The 13,627-nt window shown below is 63.3% G+C and carries 12 protein-coding genes; 4 read left to right on the top strand and 8 right to left on the bottom strand.

Annotated features, from left to right (window positions below; genetic code table 11):
* Positions 1 to 2 precede the first annotated feature (2 nt).
* The 5 genes from NF78_RS06800 to NF78_RS06780 all read right to left on the bottom strand — a co-directional run bounded on the left by NF78_RS06800 (position 3) and on the right by NF78_RS06780 (position 4,292).
* A complete protein-coding gene (locus tag NF78_RS06800; RefSeq protein WP_156119679.1) occupies positions 3 to 800 on the bottom strand; it encodes a hypothetical protein in 798 nt (265 codons plus the stop codon).
* A 390-nt stretch (positions 801 to 1,190) separates the two neighbouring features.
* Positions 1,191 to 1,523, bottom strand: a complete 333-nt coding sequence (locus NF78_RS06795; RefSeq protein WP_035985450.1) for an MgPME-cyclase complex family protein — start codon at positions 1,521 to 1,523, stop codon at positions 1,191 to 1,193.
* Between the two features lie 44 nt (positions 1,524 to 1,567).
* A complete protein-coding gene (locus NF78_RS06790; protein WP_035985448.1) occupies positions 1,568 to 2,284 on the bottom strand; it encodes a pyridoxine 5'-phosphate synthase in 717 nt (238 codons plus the stop codon).
* A gap of 106 nt (positions 2,285 to 2,390) precedes the next feature.
* Positions 2,391 to 3,053, bottom strand: a complete 663-nt coding sequence (locus NF78_RS06785) for a hypothetical protein (RefSeq protein WP_156119678.1) — start codon at positions 3,051 to 3,053, stop codon at positions 2,391 to 2,393.
* Between the two features lie 420 nt (positions 3,054 to 3,473).
* Positions 3,474 to 4,292 carry a DUF6816 family protein gene (locus NF78_RS06780; RefSeq protein ID WP_052049914.1) on the bottom strand — a complete coding sequence of 273 codons (819 nt, stop codon included), beginning with the start codon at positions 4,290 to 4,292 and terminating at the stop codon, positions 3,474 to 3,476.
* 728 nt (positions 4,293 to 5,020) lie between these two features.
* Here NF78_RS06780 and NF78_RS06775 point away from each other — a divergent pair.
* Positions 5,021 to 5,917 (top strand): pentapeptide repeat-containing protein, encoded by an 897-nt coding sequence (locus NF78_RS06775; protein WP_081972534.1) that lies wholly within the window; start codon positions 5,021 to 5,023, stop codon positions 5,915 to 5,917.
* 169 nt (positions 5,918 to 6,086) lie between these two features.
* Here NF78_RS06775 and NF78_RS06770 read toward each other — a convergent pair whose 3' ends face one another.
* Positions 6,087 to 7,967: an alpha/beta hydrolase gene (locus NF78_RS06770; RefSeq protein WP_156119677.1), complete on the bottom strand. Its 1,881-nt coding sequence runs from the start codon at positions 7,965 to 7,967 to the stop codon at positions 6,087 to 6,089.
* 213 nt (positions 7,968 to 8,180) lie between these two features.
* Here NF78_RS06770 and NF78_RS06765 point away from each other — a divergent pair, with 213 nt between their 5' ends.
* The gene (locus tag NF78_RS06765; RefSeq protein WP_035988943.1) at positions 8,181 to 8,672 is read left to right on the top strand and encodes a TIGR00725 family protein; all 492 of its coding nucleotides are present in this window, start codon (positions 8,181 to 8,183) and stop codon (positions 8,670 to 8,672) included.
* Positions 8,673 to 8,802: 130 nt separating this feature from the next.
* Complete coding sequence (locus NF78_RS06760; RefSeq protein ID WP_035985446.1) at positions 8,803 to 9,078, top strand: hypothetical protein; 276 nt, start codon at positions 8,803 to 8,805, stop codon at positions 9,076 to 9,078.
* 66 nt (positions 9,079 to 9,144) lie between these two features.
* On the opposite strand, the gene NF78_RS06755 is transcribed toward NF78_RS06760, so the two are convergent.
* Positions 9,145 to 10,419, bottom strand: a complete 1,275-nt coding sequence (locus tag NF78_RS06755; protein ID WP_035985444.1) for a cyclic nucleotide-binding domain-containing protein — start codon at positions 10,417 to 10,419, stop codon at positions 9,145 to 9,147.
* Positions 10,420 to 10,517: 98 nt separating this feature from the next.
* On the opposite strand from NF78_RS06755, the gene NF78_RS06750 reads away from it, so the two are divergent.
* Positions 10,518 to 11,069 carry a hypothetical protein gene (locus tag NF78_RS06750; protein ID WP_035985442.1) on the top strand — a complete coding sequence of 184 codons (552 nt, stop codon included), beginning with the start codon at positions 10,518 to 10,520 and terminating at the stop codon, positions 11,067 to 11,069.
* A gap of 186 nt (positions 11,070 to 11,255) precedes the next feature.
* Here the strand turns inward: NF78_RS06750 and NF78_RS06745 are convergent, their stop codons facing one another.
* Positions 11,256 to 13,604, bottom strand: a complete 2,349-nt coding sequence (locus tag NF78_RS06745; RefSeq protein ID WP_081972532.1) for a caspase family protein — start codon at positions 13,602 to 13,604, stop codon at positions 11,256 to 11,258.
* Positions 13,605 to 13,627: the final 23 nt, after the last annotated feature.

Genomic DNA, 13,627 nt, shown 5'->3' with positions numbered 1-13,627 from the left:
TGCTAGGGAGCGGTGATCGCCACCGCCGGGGTGAGCATCACCACATCCTGGCTGTCGACGATGAAGCCGGGGATATTCAGGCTGGTGAGGACCGTCAGGGTGGAGGCGGCCCCGTCCACATCAGGGCTGTGGGCAATGAGCAGGTAGGAGCGCTGGCGATGAACCGCCAATCCCACTGCCTGGCCGATCTGGCGCTGAATCGCGATCGCAGATTCAGGCTGGTACTGGTAATCAACCAGCACCGCAAAGCCCGCACCCAGGGGCTGGGGGGCATAGGCTCTGGGCGCGGGCTGCGGGGTGGCGGTGCCGCTGGGGGCTGTACCCGTAGCAGGGGTCGTCGTGCCGCTGGCGGGAGGGTCGTTAGCGGCGGGGGTGCCATTAGGGGCGGGGGTGTCGTTGCGGGGGGGAGCGGGCTGAGCTACGGTCGTGGCTGGACGGGCGACAAAGGCCTGAAACCCTTCTACCTCAGTCATGTACTGGGCCCAGGCGTTAGCGTTCTCCAGGTTGGTGAACCCGCCAGCCCGCACCACCGTATCGTTCAGATAGTCGCAAACCAGTACCGTGCTGTTGGAGGGTAGCAGGTCTTGAACCCGCGTGCGTTCGGTTTCGGTATTGCTGCGCACCAGCAGCAGGAACTCGTTGGCCGCCGGGGGCGGACAGGGCGGGAACTGAGCCTGGGCGGATTGCCACAACCCGGCCAGCGGCACCAGCAGCAGGCCCAGCCCAATGGCTCGCGATCGCGACAACACCGCCCGACCCAACGCTACCCGTCCGCTGCTCCGTCCCAAACCTTTGATCATTGCTTTCTTTTATACCTGCCAAAGTCTGCCAGCGATTCTAGCCTAAACCCACCGTCGCAGTGCAGGGATTCCAGGTTTTGATCCCATTTGGGGCTGGGGCCGAGGGCAAGCTATCGCCAACGCTTGCCCCGTAGATGAAGGGCGACGACGGGTCAGTCAGGGTTTGGGCTCACGGTTTCGGGTTCACGGTTGACCTTGAACTGCAGACCTAAAACCATGAACCCTAGGGGCTGTCATCAATTAGCTGCCAAACACCCAAAAATTAAGCGTTACAGCCCCTAGCCTGTCGTTTGGGTCGGGCGTGGCAAAGCTTGATATATCGAGCTTTTGACCACAGTTGATGACACGCCCTAAGGCGACGGCTCCCGTCACTATCAAGTTGACTGAGCCCTAGGAGGCTACGGGCTCCAGAGACGCCAGGGGATCGGGGATGGCGGCGGAGGGAGCCTCAAACTCACCCGTGCCTACGTACTCGAACCGCAGCTTCAGCCAGGTGATGAACTGTTTGCTGGTCGAAACCAGGGCCACGGCGGGCTGGGGGCAGGCGGCCTTGACGCTGGCCAGCTCTGGGGCGTCCAAAAAGGCAGGGGACTTGACCAGCCAGAAATCGACCGACTGCTCCTGCTCCTGGTAGTAGCGGTGGCGTTCTTTGAGGACTTCCTCCAGGGGTTCCTCTTCCAGCAGGAATTTTTGGCTGGCGACGGCGTAGTAGTAGGTGGTCATTACAAAGGTCTCCTTGTGGGATAGATAGGGTGGAAGGGGATGGGTTATCCCTGAATTAGAGCTTTCATCTCGCGGACGGCGCGCTCAAGGCCGACCAAAACGGCGCGGCTGATGATGCTGTGGCCGATGTTGAGCTCTTCCATGCCGGGGATGCGCGCCACCGGCGTGGTGTTCCAGTAGGTGAGGCCGTGGCCAGCGTTGACCCTGAGCCCCAAATTCAGGGCCTGGGCGGTGCCCTGGGCCAGAATGGTGAGTTCCTGGGCGCGATCGCCCTCCCGCTGGGCTTCGGCGTAGGGACCGGTGTGCAGTTCGATGAACTGCGCCCCCGCCACCGCCGAGGCTTCGATCTGATCCGCTGCCGCGTCAATAAACAGACTCACCGGAATGTCGGCCCCCTGGAGGGTGCTGACAACGGCTTTCATGCGATCGAGCTGCCCGGCTACGTCCAGCCCGCCCTCGGTGGTGACCTCCTCGCGCCGCTCGGGCACCAGGGTGACGTAGTCGGGGCGAACGTCGAGGGCGATGGCCACCATCTCGTCGGTGGCAGCCATCTCCAGATTCAAATGGGTGCGCACGGTCTGCCGCAGCAGCCGCACATCCCGGTCTTGCATGTGCCGGCGGTCTTCGCGCAGGTGCACGGTAATGCCGTCGGCCCCCGCGAGTTCGGCCAGCACGGCGGCGGCCACCGGGTCGGGTTCCACCGTGCGGCGGGCCTGGCGAATGGTGGCAACGTGGTCGATGTTGACTCCCAGAGTAGGCAAGCGATCGCTCCCAATTGGCTACAGAAATCTACAGCCTACGATCCTAACCCATTGTGTTGGTCTGGTGGCCGAGGGCAGGGGCCGATGGCTAAAAAGCTTAACGCGGCTACCGTGCCGAGTTCCCAACGGTCACGGCCCTGACTGAGTCGATCTGGGACCGTTCAGGCGATCGCGGCTCTATCGCTGCGGGCTGGGCCGCTGCCCTGGTAGGCTGCGCTGGCAACAGCGGGTCGGAGCCAAGTACCAGCGGACAGGAGCCGGGCACCAGCCGAATGGCGATATCGGCCGCTGCAAAGGTCAGCCTGCGATCGCTCTGGACAATGTTCACCGGCATCGAGGTCATGCCGTGGCACTGGTTGGGCAGCGTATAGGTCGCCGTCAGGGTGTACTGACCAGGGGGCAGATCAAAAAAGCAGTAGTGGCCGTCGCCGCCGCTCCAGGTCTGGTCGGGGCGGACTAGCGCCAGGGCGTGCTCCAGGCGATCGAGCAGCAGCTGGGCCGTGGCCAGGGGCGCCAGGGTCTGGTTCCAGCGCTCGATCAGGTCGCTGTAGTGGGCCTGGAGGGCCGGACGGTGGGCGATCGCGGCGACGAGAAGCGCCATCAAACCTTCGACAAACGCCGCCGGAGCCGCCGTAATTCGCACCACCGCCTGGGGCATAACGTCGCCCGTAGCGGCATTGGTTACGGTGCCTGCGATCGCCACACGGCAGGGTTTGGCCGCACTGGACCGGAACTGATTCGGAGCTTGAGTAAAGAGGGGGCCGGACATGGGGAGATCTCCCGGTGAACAGTAGGGGGGCATAAAGACGACTGAGCAACCCGGAGCCATGCCACCGGGTCCGGGCACCGGCCCAGGGGTCGCCGCCGTTGTAGGGAAGGCTTTGGCTCGACTTAAAACTCAGCGCTGAGAATGCAGCGGCAGGACAACAGACAGCCGCAGCAGGGACAAAAGGAACGGTTCTATGCGGTCACCTGAAGGGGCTGCGCTTCACCAAGCAGAAACGCCCAGGCTGACGCATGGTGTGGCGAAGGCAATTGCCGGATAATTTCGTCAAATACGCTGTGTCAGAGAGGCTGTGCCAGAGGCGCTAGCCTGAATCCACCGGTTTCTAACCGGTGTTCTACCGCCATGCTACTGCGAAATGGGTGTGGGTTAAAGAACCATTAAATTAAGTTTGCTATAGGTTTGCTAACTGAGCGGTTGCCCCTCCGGTGGCCTGGCCGATGTCAGGTCCACAGGGGCTAGCTCTAGCTGGTAACGGTAGAGGGCGACGGGGCGATTTTGGGCCTTGGGAAAGTCGGGATCCTGGGGCGACAGGTAAACGGCGGTCACCTGGTCGGCCACCCGGCGATCGCCCAGCCGCCCATAGGCCGTCGTCGTCTCGACCTCATTGAAGAAGGGGATGGCCCCACCCCGAAACACCTGCTGAAACCGCTCGACGGTAATAAACCGATCGGCGGCAGTTTCCACGGCGCGGGCCGTCACCGTGGATTCGAGCTGCCGGTTGCCGCTCAGCAGGGTGAGCTGCCGGTTGGGATTGTTCGCGTCCACCCTGACAGACTGAACCACCCCATCCCCCAGATAGGCGCGGGCCAGACTCAGTCCGTTAAAGGCGCGATCGGCCACGGTTTGGGGTAGACCCAAGCGGGCGGGAATCAACCGCCGGGGCCTGGATACAGTGGAGACAAACCGTACCGGACAGGTGATCGGTTGCCCCAGCCGATCGCGGTTGCCCTCAAAACCTGGGGTAACCAGCTCAGGGGCCAGGGGGGCGACCAGATCCACCAGGGTGCTGGTCAGCTGCCAGTCGCCCCGTAGCCAGTCGGGGTAGACCAGATCCCCCCGAGCGGCGGCCAGGGTCGGTTTTTGGTTCCAGTCGGGAAAACTGGCCAGACGATCCGCGACTGGCCCCGCCTGGGCCTCTCCACTGCACAGGAGCCACACCGTTAGCAGCAGGGTCAGCCAAAACAGGCGGCGACGGAGGAGCAGAATCAGCGATCGGGGCATAGTCAACGGTGAGGTGGTGAGTTACAAATTACGGCGGGGACTAAGTTTTGGCCCCGGGCCTGAACTGGGAAGCTTAAAGACTGGCATCCATTAGCTGCTAAACGCTCAAGAATCAAGGGTTAGAGCCCCTAGCCTGTCCTTTGGGTTGAGGGTGGCAGGGCTTGGTATGCCGGGCTTTTGATCACAGTTGATGACATGCCCTAAGGCCGGATAAACCCAAGATAAACCCATCTAAGGGTAGACGTGGAGTTCTGCCAGCGCAAGAACTCCAGATCCCGAGCTAAACCTGGAGATAACCCCACTGCCCTGCCCCTGAACCGGCCATTTGGCCTAAAACGCTGGTCACTGGCAGCGGGCCTCAGTTAGGCTTAATGCTGAGCTACTGTCCGAGGGTGGGGACCTACAGCCGCCCGCCTTGGATACAGCCGCCCGGATACCCTCTGCTGGTTTGGATGAGTTCCCCTGCGGCTGGTCGCAGGATTGCTGTAGAAGGTAGGTCCACTGGGGCCTTGGGATCGCAGCTCAAGGCCCCAGTGGACCTGGTACAGTTGATGGACTCAGGGACTGCATCTGTACTTTCCCGCAGCTAGGCTTTTGGTTATCCTAGAGCATTTGGCAGCGTGGCGCCTTGGTCTGGTTAAACTCGGTGTTCTGCCCATTTTGACCTATCAGACCGCCTGGATCACCGCCTATTGACCCTCATTCATCGTCACTGTTGAGGAACCTCTTTGGACACCTCCCCCTCCAATGCCCAGCCCCTGGATCCGCCTGCGGAAATGACTGCAGCGGAACTGTTAGAGCGCTATGCCGCCGGGGAGCGAGACTTTCGCGGTATACAGCTAATCGGAGCCGACCTTAGCCATCAAAACCTCAGCGGCGCTAACTTTCGGCAGTCCAACCTGCAAAACACTAACTTCTCTGGGTCTACCCTGGTGGGGGTCAATTTTCGCGAGGCCAAGCTCACTGACGCCGACTTCCGGCAGGCGACACTGATTCTGGCCAACCTGATTGGGGCCGATCTGGCCGATGCTTGCTTAGTCGACGCCGATCTGAGCGAGGCCGGTATGCGTAGCGCCAATCTGGTGCGCGCCGACTTGAGTCGGGCTACCCTGCGCGAAACCAACCTCAACGAGGCCGTGCTCGACCACGCCACCCTGCGGGGGGCGACCCTGAGCGAAGCCAGCCTCAGTCGAGGTCGACTGTTGGCCGCCGACCTGGAGGGGGCCAATCTGGAGCACGCCAACCTGACCAGCGCCCTGATGAACCGGGCCGTTTTCAAAAACGCCATTTTGGTCGCGGCGGTGTTGACCGGGGCCACCCTGGAGGGGGCCAATTTTCAAGAGGCTGACCTGAGCCGGGCCAAACTGTCCAGCACCAACCTGGTCAACGTCAATCTATCCCAGGCCAATCTGCGCGGGGCGAACCTGAGCTGGAGTTCCCTGCGCGGGGCCAACCTCCGCGGCGCTACCCTGTACCGCACTCGCCTGAGCTGGTCCAACCTGAGCGGTGCCGACCTCACCGATGCGGTCATGATCAACGCCAAGCTTGACTACACCAACCTGCGGCGCACCGATGTGCAGGGAACCATTATGCCCGACGGGTTTACGATGAGCGCTCAAGATTAGGCGCTGTCATCCACTAGTCTTGGTGGACAGAAATATAACAACCCTTGGTGTGGGTGTCGAGTGCAGGGTGTCAGGTGTCAGGAATGGTTGGTCAACTTATGCCGCAGATTACTAGCCTCGGTTAATCTTCAATGGCCTCAGCACCAGCTGACAACATGCCCTAGCGCCGCTACTGCGGAGCCGTTGCGGGTTGGGCTGGTTGCCTAGCCTGCATGGGCGACGTGGTCTCCAGAAAGGGCCAGTAGACCGCCGTGAGCGAGGGGGGGGTGTGGCGCAGGTAGGCCACCATCTGCCGCTGGAGTATCTGAAGCTGGTCCTGAATGGCGATCGCCTCCAGGTGCAGCAGGGAGGGCAGATAGCTGATCAGCCTTTCCTGGCGGGGAAGCCCGGTCTGGCGCAGCCGGGGCCAGGTGGCCAGGGTCTCGGGCACCGTCTGGCTCAGGCGCAGCGGTAGGGCCGCGGTGGAAAAGGTGTGGGCAATGGCCGGATCCAGGGCTGGGGCATAGGTATCGGCATCGGCAGTCTGCTGCATAACAAAGCTGAGGCTGAGGCCCTGCAGAAAAATCCGCAGGGGGGCGGTGGTGACGTCGGGCAGCGACGGCATAAACGGAATGTGGCCCAGGTCGGCATTGAGATTGTTGGGATCGCCCACGCTCAGGTGGGAGCCGCCGACAACGGTGACCAGGTGCTTACTGGCGGGCAGCTGCATAAAGGGGCGCAGCTGCTGGCTGGCCATGGGGGTGACGCTGTCGTGGGTACCGGCGATCACCAGGGTGGGCACTCGCACCCGACTCAGCCCCGCCTCGCCAAAAAGAAGACCCGTCAGGGGGTTGGCCACGATCAGCTGGGTGATGCGATGGTCGCGCAGGTTGGCGTACTTGACGGGGAGATCGAGGGCGGCGCACTGGAGCCAGTCCGCCGGGGAGACATTGACGGGGTTGAGGGTCAGGCAGTAGGACTCCAGCGATCGCAGATCGAGGGCGGCCCCCGCCAGGGCCAAACCCGTGTAGCCCCCCAGGGAATGGCCAATAAATGCCACCTGCTCGGTGTTGAGGCGGTGGCGCAGGCTGTAGGAGTAGAGGTTGATTTTCTCTAGGCGATCGAGCACAAAGCTGATGTCCTGGGGGCGATCGAGAAACTCGGAGGCGGGCAGAATGCGGCTCTGAACAGCGGTGTCAGACAGCCCCTCCGGGGGCAGGGACAGCAGGGCGGCTACGTTGCTGCCGGGGTGCTCCACTGCGACTACGGTCAGACCGTGGGAGGCCAGGTGCTCGGCCAGGTAGGCAAAAAAGCGGCGATCGGCGCCAAAGCCGTGGGAGATCACCACCAGCGGACCGTGACTTTCCTGGCTCCAGTAGATGTCGATGGGAATACTGCGATCGCGGCTGTGGTCGCGCAGCAGCAGCTCCCACCGCTCCACCTGGGCCGACCCGGTAGAGAAAGGATCGGCCCCCAGTAGGGGGGCTGGCTCTGCGGCCTCAGCGGCGGGATCCTTTCGCAGCACTCGGCTGAGCGCCTTGCTCTCCATCTGAGCCAGCCGAAACTGGGAGGCCAGGGTAATCAGGGTGCCGACATTGATCTCCAGGCTGTCCTGGGGCATGGCCCGTAAAATGCTCAGCAGGGTCAACCCCGACTCCGACTTCGACACCTGCTCCAGGGTGACCCGCAGGTCGTCCGTGGCCAGGTTGGGCGCGATCGCCCGCAGGGTATCCAGCAGCTGCGCGCCGCCGGGCGTGTGCAGAATTTCGTCTAAAATCACCTGGCCCACTTCCGGCTCCAGGGTGATTTCGCCCTCCAAAACCTGGCGCAGGCTGGCGTTGAGCAGGGGGCGATACAGCCGCAGGGATTGGGGGACATCCCCGGTGGTGGCAAAGGTCTGCAGGTCATCCAGGCTGACCGTTTGCGACAGCCGACCCAGGCGCACCGTCACTGACTCAGCCGCCAGCCCCGGAGCACTGAGACTTAGGCTCCCGGCTAGCAGACCACCCGCTATCAGTAGCCGCCCGCCCCAGCGCCCCAGCGCAGAACGGCAACGACTTAGGCATAACATGTTGGATTGCACGGCAAAAGACACAAACGCAGGAGCAGCGGGCTGAAGCAGGTAGCGGCCAGGCGTGACGATGGAGTGACGACGAGGTTGGCAAGAATGGGTTTACCGTACCCAAATTTTCGCTGTGGTTAACTTAATCTAAACGACAGCACCCCGCGACGGCAGGAATTGATCGTCAAGTTTTTTTGCGAGGGCAGCACGGGGTGTGACCTCATGGCACGAACTGTAATCGGCATTATGGGGCCAGGGGCTGGGGCCACCCCTCTCCAGCTGGAGATAGCCTACGCCCTGGGCCATGCCATGGCCTCTACCGGATGGGTGGTGCTAACCGGCGGACGTGCCGCAGGCGTGATGGAGGCCGCCTGCCGGGGGGCTCAGGCGGCCGGGGGGCTGACCATCGGTATCCTGCCCTCGGCGGACGGTGCTGACATGTCAGCCGCTGTTGATATTGCTATCGTCACCGGGCTGGGGAATGGGCGCAATGTGGTGAACGTGCTATCGAGCCAGGTGGTGGTGGCCTGCGGCCTGGGACCGGGAACCGCCGCCGAAATTGCCCTGGCCCTCAAGGTCCAGCGTCCGGTCATTCTGATGGCTATGCCGGCTGAGGCCAGCGCCCTGTGGCAAAGTTTGGCGACAGGGCCGATCGCGATCGCGCCTACCGTGCAAGCGGCCATCGCCCAAATCCAGCAGTGGCTCCATTCCTAAATAGCATCGGTTCCTAAATAGCAAACAACTTCCCTGCCCCTGTCAATAGCCGTTCCCCAGCCGTAGGTGAACAATGGCCGAAAACTTTTTTTAGGGTAAGGTAAGAGCAAGGCCCTCACCCACTGACGCCATGACAGATGACAAACCGTCTTCTAAGGAAGACTTCCTCTTTCCCCGCAGCAAGTACTGGGGTGAGTTTACGCCGCAACGACTAGCCTTTAACGCCAACCTGCAGGAGTTCGCCCAGCGCGTTTCGTTTGTGTGCAACCTGGAAACCGGCGGCAAAATGTCAGCCAACGATGCCTACGACGAAATCAAGCGGCTGTGGAAAGACCTGAAAAAGTCGAAGGCCAATTTGATTGACGCCGAGCCACCGGAACTCCCCCCCAACGAGCCCCCAGCCTAGGGCTTGGCAAGGCTTGATACACCGGGCTTTTAGCCACAATGGATCACACCACCTAACCTGCCGCCCCTAAAAGGCCGACGAGGCCAGGTAAAAGCTGACCAGGAAGCCAGCAATGGTTGAGAAGGTGACCGAGCCGCCGCCCATCTCGTAGGCTTCGGGCATCATGGTGCTGGCAATCATGGCCAGGATGGCTCCTCCGGCGATCGCCTGGGCCACCGCCAGCATCCAGTCGGTGGCGACATTGACCATCAGCCCTCCCCCCATGGCGGCCAGCCCGCTCAGCAGCACCGCACCGCCCCACAGGGCCAGAATCCGCTGAGGCGGGGTGCCGGCCTGGCGCATCCCAATCGAGCTAGACATCGCCTCAGGAATATTCGAGATAAACACTGCCATCAAAAACGATGTGCCCGGATGGCCAATGCCGGTGTGAAAGCCAATCACCAACGCCTCTGGAATGTTGTCGATCAGGGTGCCGACCAGAATCGCCAGGGGGGCAGAGCTTTGGGCCAGCTCTTTAAACTGCTGCTCGGAGATGGGAATATCGACTTCGACACTGTCGAGTACCCGCCGCCGCCAGTGATCATCGTCGACGGGGGTAGGCTTGGCGGTGGACTGAGTGGTTTCGCGCAGCCGTCGGGCCAGAATGCGGCTCAGCCCGCTGGAGAGCTGGGGGGCGTAGGTGAGCATGGCGTCAAAGTCGCTTTTGTCCAGCTCGTACAGCTCCATGGCTGTTTTGGCCCGCACAGTGGCCGATCGCTCTTCGCCGGTCAGCAGCGCCATCTCGCCAAATATTTCCCCGGCCCCCAGGGCCGCCAGCCGCTGCGGCCCCTTAAAGATTTCGGCCTCGCCCTCCACGATCAAAAACATGGAGTCGCCGGGGGCACCCTCCAGACAGAGCACGGTGCCCGGCTCTACCTGGAGGGGTTTGAGCAGTGGAATAATCGCCTGCATTTCTGCCGGTGAAAGGCTGTGGAGAATCTCGATATGGCCGATGCGATCGAGCACTTCCGAGGCTTCGTCCTGGCGGTGGTGGTAAAGAAAGCGCCGCGATGACGACGGGTGACGAATGAAGCCCCCCCGGTTGTCGATGTAGGTGACGATGACGCTAAACAGGGTGCCGCCCAGGGCAAACCCCACCACCAGTGGCCAAAAACCGCTGCTCTGAAAGGCGGGCAGGGTGATGTCGTAGGCAACCGCCGAGAGCAGGGTGCCGCTGCCAAAGGCCATAATGGCCGCCGTCAGCGATCGCGCCGGTCGCCAGACAATTCCTAAAATTGCTCCTAGGAGCAGACTGGAGGCACCCAACAACCCTTGAAGTAGCGCAGCAAAGGGAACGCTCATACCGACCATGACAGGGCATTATGACCAGGTTACTGCACAATGTTCCGCTTCCTGGCAAACTAGAGCCTAGGATGTTACAGGTCAATGGTCTGTCTGCTATGAACCCACCGACCCAGCGCCGTCGTCGATCTGCCCCCCAAAAGCGCCTGCGCCCTCCGGGCCAGACGGCTACCCGTCGCCCCTTTTTCGGGCTGTGGCTGGTGTGTGGACTTCTCTATGCCTCTGCGGGCCTGATTTTGACGGCCCTGGCTGGTCCCTGGGTGTGGCTGGTAGCGGCCCTTGGCACTGTAATTCAGGGCATTACCCTCGCCGGGCCCCAGGCGCTGCAGCGGTTTCGCTGGTTGACGGCCAACCTGCTGGTGCTGGGCAGCATTGTCGGTGCCGGTGCTTTGGCCGCGGCGCTGTCTATCGCCCTCAACCATCTGGGTACCGACGACCTCGATGAACTCGCCCTCGGTCGGGCCGTGGCGGAGGTGGTGCTCTACAGCCTGCTGGCGGTGGGGTTGGCGGTGCTGTGCAGCCTGACTACGGCGGCCCTGGGCGATCGCCTGCTGCGCCGCAACCGGGGCAGCAGAACCAGCCTGCTTCTCGTCCTCACTACTCTGCTGGGCATTGGCGTCGGTGGCGGCATTGGGCTACTGCTCGTTTAGACCCGGCGGGAGCAGATTCTAGATTGCAGCCCCACTGTGCCGCAACTCTAGGGGCGGTCATCAAATAGCTGCTAAACGCTTATAAAACAAGGGTTGCAGCCCCTAGCCTGTCGTTTGGGTCGGGCTTGGCAAGGCTTGATGGACCGGGCTTTTGGCCACACTTTTGGCCACAACTGATGAGCCGCCCTAGGCAATGTCGTAGCGGAAGCTCAGGGTAGCCCAGCGATCGTGGCGCAGGGCGTAGTAGTCGGTGGGGGCGGATCGATCGTTGGACTCAGCCTCGCCGTTCAGGTCTTGCAGCAGCGCCTGAGCCAGGGGCAAGGCCTGGGCTACGGGGCGAAACCCGGTGGCCAGAGACGGTGGATTGTTACCCAACACTGCTAGACACCGCTCCAGGGGCCGCGTACTGAGCACGATGTGGGACTCGACCCAGACAGCGGCTCCCGGCATGGCCCAACCGCCCCCGTCGGTGGGAAAGGTGACCATTTCACCAGGGGCCAGGGGGGTGGCGGCGGGGGGCACCTCGGCCCCGTCGTCGTTGGTCCCTTCGGGCAGCGAGATCAGGGCGGTGCAGTCGCCCCGGCTGTCAAAGCTAATCCAGAGCAGGTGCAGGGGACGGGGTGAGGTATTGACCAACCGGTAACCAATTCGGCCATCGCGGGGCAGCATCAGGGGGTCGGTGACCGCTGCCTTTTGGGCCTGGCGAATGATCAGGGGCCAGGTTGCTGTAGGGCTGCGATCGGTGGTCTGCACCAGCAGTGGCCTGGGCTTGGGCTGCACGACTTCCAGCACCGCAGCGGCCCCCACCTGGGATGCGGCGTGGTTTTCGGTCAGCCGCACCAGCTTGAGGGCCAGCAGGGTCTTCAGGTAGGGGGTGAGTCGGTTGACGGCGGTTTTGACCGCTTCCTCGCGGGGCAGCATGGTGCCCGGCAGCAGGGTGCGGTTGGGCGCAAACAGCCCGTAACTGCTCTCGGCGGGGCGTTCTCCCCCCTGGGTGGCTCCCCGAGCATCGCCGCCCGTTCCGGGTAGAGTCTCTGCTCCCCCCGGCAGAGCGGCGGTCAGGGTGGAGGTTGGCCCAATCGGCAGTCGGCCAAACAGGCAGTCGGCGGCCTTGTCCCCCGCGACTACCGACGAAACCAGCGGAATCCCGGCCAGTGCGCTGGTGGCATCAACCCGCTCGACCCGCTTGAGCTGGCTGTCGAGGGCCACGATCAGATCGATGGTCTGGGGTAGCTGTCGCACCTGCTCAAAAATGGGATGACGGGTCAGGGCTGCGGGCAGAGGGGCTTGGCCCTCCACAGGCTTCACCAACGCCTTCAGCCCGCTGCGCGACTCCAGCCCCAGGGTCACCGTTTGCCCTGGGGCCGTCTCGACCCCCAGTCGGGAGCCGGGCTGGAGGTAGCGCAGCACCTGGGGCGGTACGCCCCCCAGCCACACCATCAGGGGGCGGTTTTCGTTGCTGGGCAGCAGAACCCCCGCCGCCGGAGGCAGCTGAGGGGGCAGACCGTAGGTCACCGGGCCCGTGCGGGACGGCAGGCGATCGCTCAGGTAGGGGCGCTGGTCGGCTCCGACCCATCGCTGCATCTGCTGCCCGGCGCGCTGCATCAAAACTTGGCTGCTGGGATCGGGGTCGGTTTCCCACAGGCTCTGGGTCAGGGCGTAGGTAAAGATTCCGGCGCTAAAGCCATCCCACTGGCTCTCCAGGGCCAGCCGCCCCACCTGGGCCGCCCGCAGCACCAGCCCCGGCCAGGGGGCGGTCAGGTCGAGGGAGGGGGCTGCCGCCGCCGGCAGCCGCCCCGCAGGGACGGTGGGGCGCGACCGGACCCGGGAATTTCCCCAGCGCAGGTAGCCCGCGTCCTGACTGCCCGCGTCGATCACCGTGGTCAGGTTGGCGGTGGCCAGGGGGGCCAGCCGAGCGATAATCTCGGCCTCCAGCAGGTCGCCCAGGGCCGGGTTGGCTTCGCTGGGCAGACGACTGTCCACGGTGACCCAGGCGGCCTGTAGCCTCCCAGGGGGCGACTGGTCTAGGGCTGCGATCGTGCCCCGGCTGGCCCCGTCACTGTTGGCCCCGTCACCGTTGGCCACGCCAGGATCCGCCGCCCTATCGGTTTCGAGCCCTGACACCTGCACCAGGCTGCCATAGCCGCTAAAGTGCAGCAGCACCACATCGTCGGCCCGGGCCTGCTGCACCAGATGCTCATCCAGGGCGGTCAAAATGCCGTCCCGGGTGGCGTCCTGATTGGTCAGGGTGAGCACATCACCAGGCTGAAACCCAAAGCGGTGTACCAGCAGCTGGCGCTGAAGCTCGACATCGGTGACACAGCCTCTGAGGGCGATGTCCTGGGCGACACCGGGGTCGAGGGCGCGATCGGGATAGGCGTTAATGCCAATCAGCAGGGCCAGCTTGCGACGGGCGGGCTTGGCCAGGGCCTGCTGGTACTGGCTGGAGCTGGTCAGCAGTGCGGTGCCGCCTAGCCCCAGAGCCCCCAGGGCCAGACCTGCCTGCTGCAAAAACGCCCGTCGTTTCAGTGTCACGAGTTGATCGCATCCTCGTTGGT

Source organism: Leptolyngbya sp. KIOST-1 (assembly GCF_000763385.1).
Lineage (GTDB): Bacteria > Cyanobacteriota > Cyanobacteriia > Phormidesmidales > Phormidesmidaceae > Nodosilinea.
This window is presented reverse-complemented; position numbering and strand designations above follow the sequence as displayed.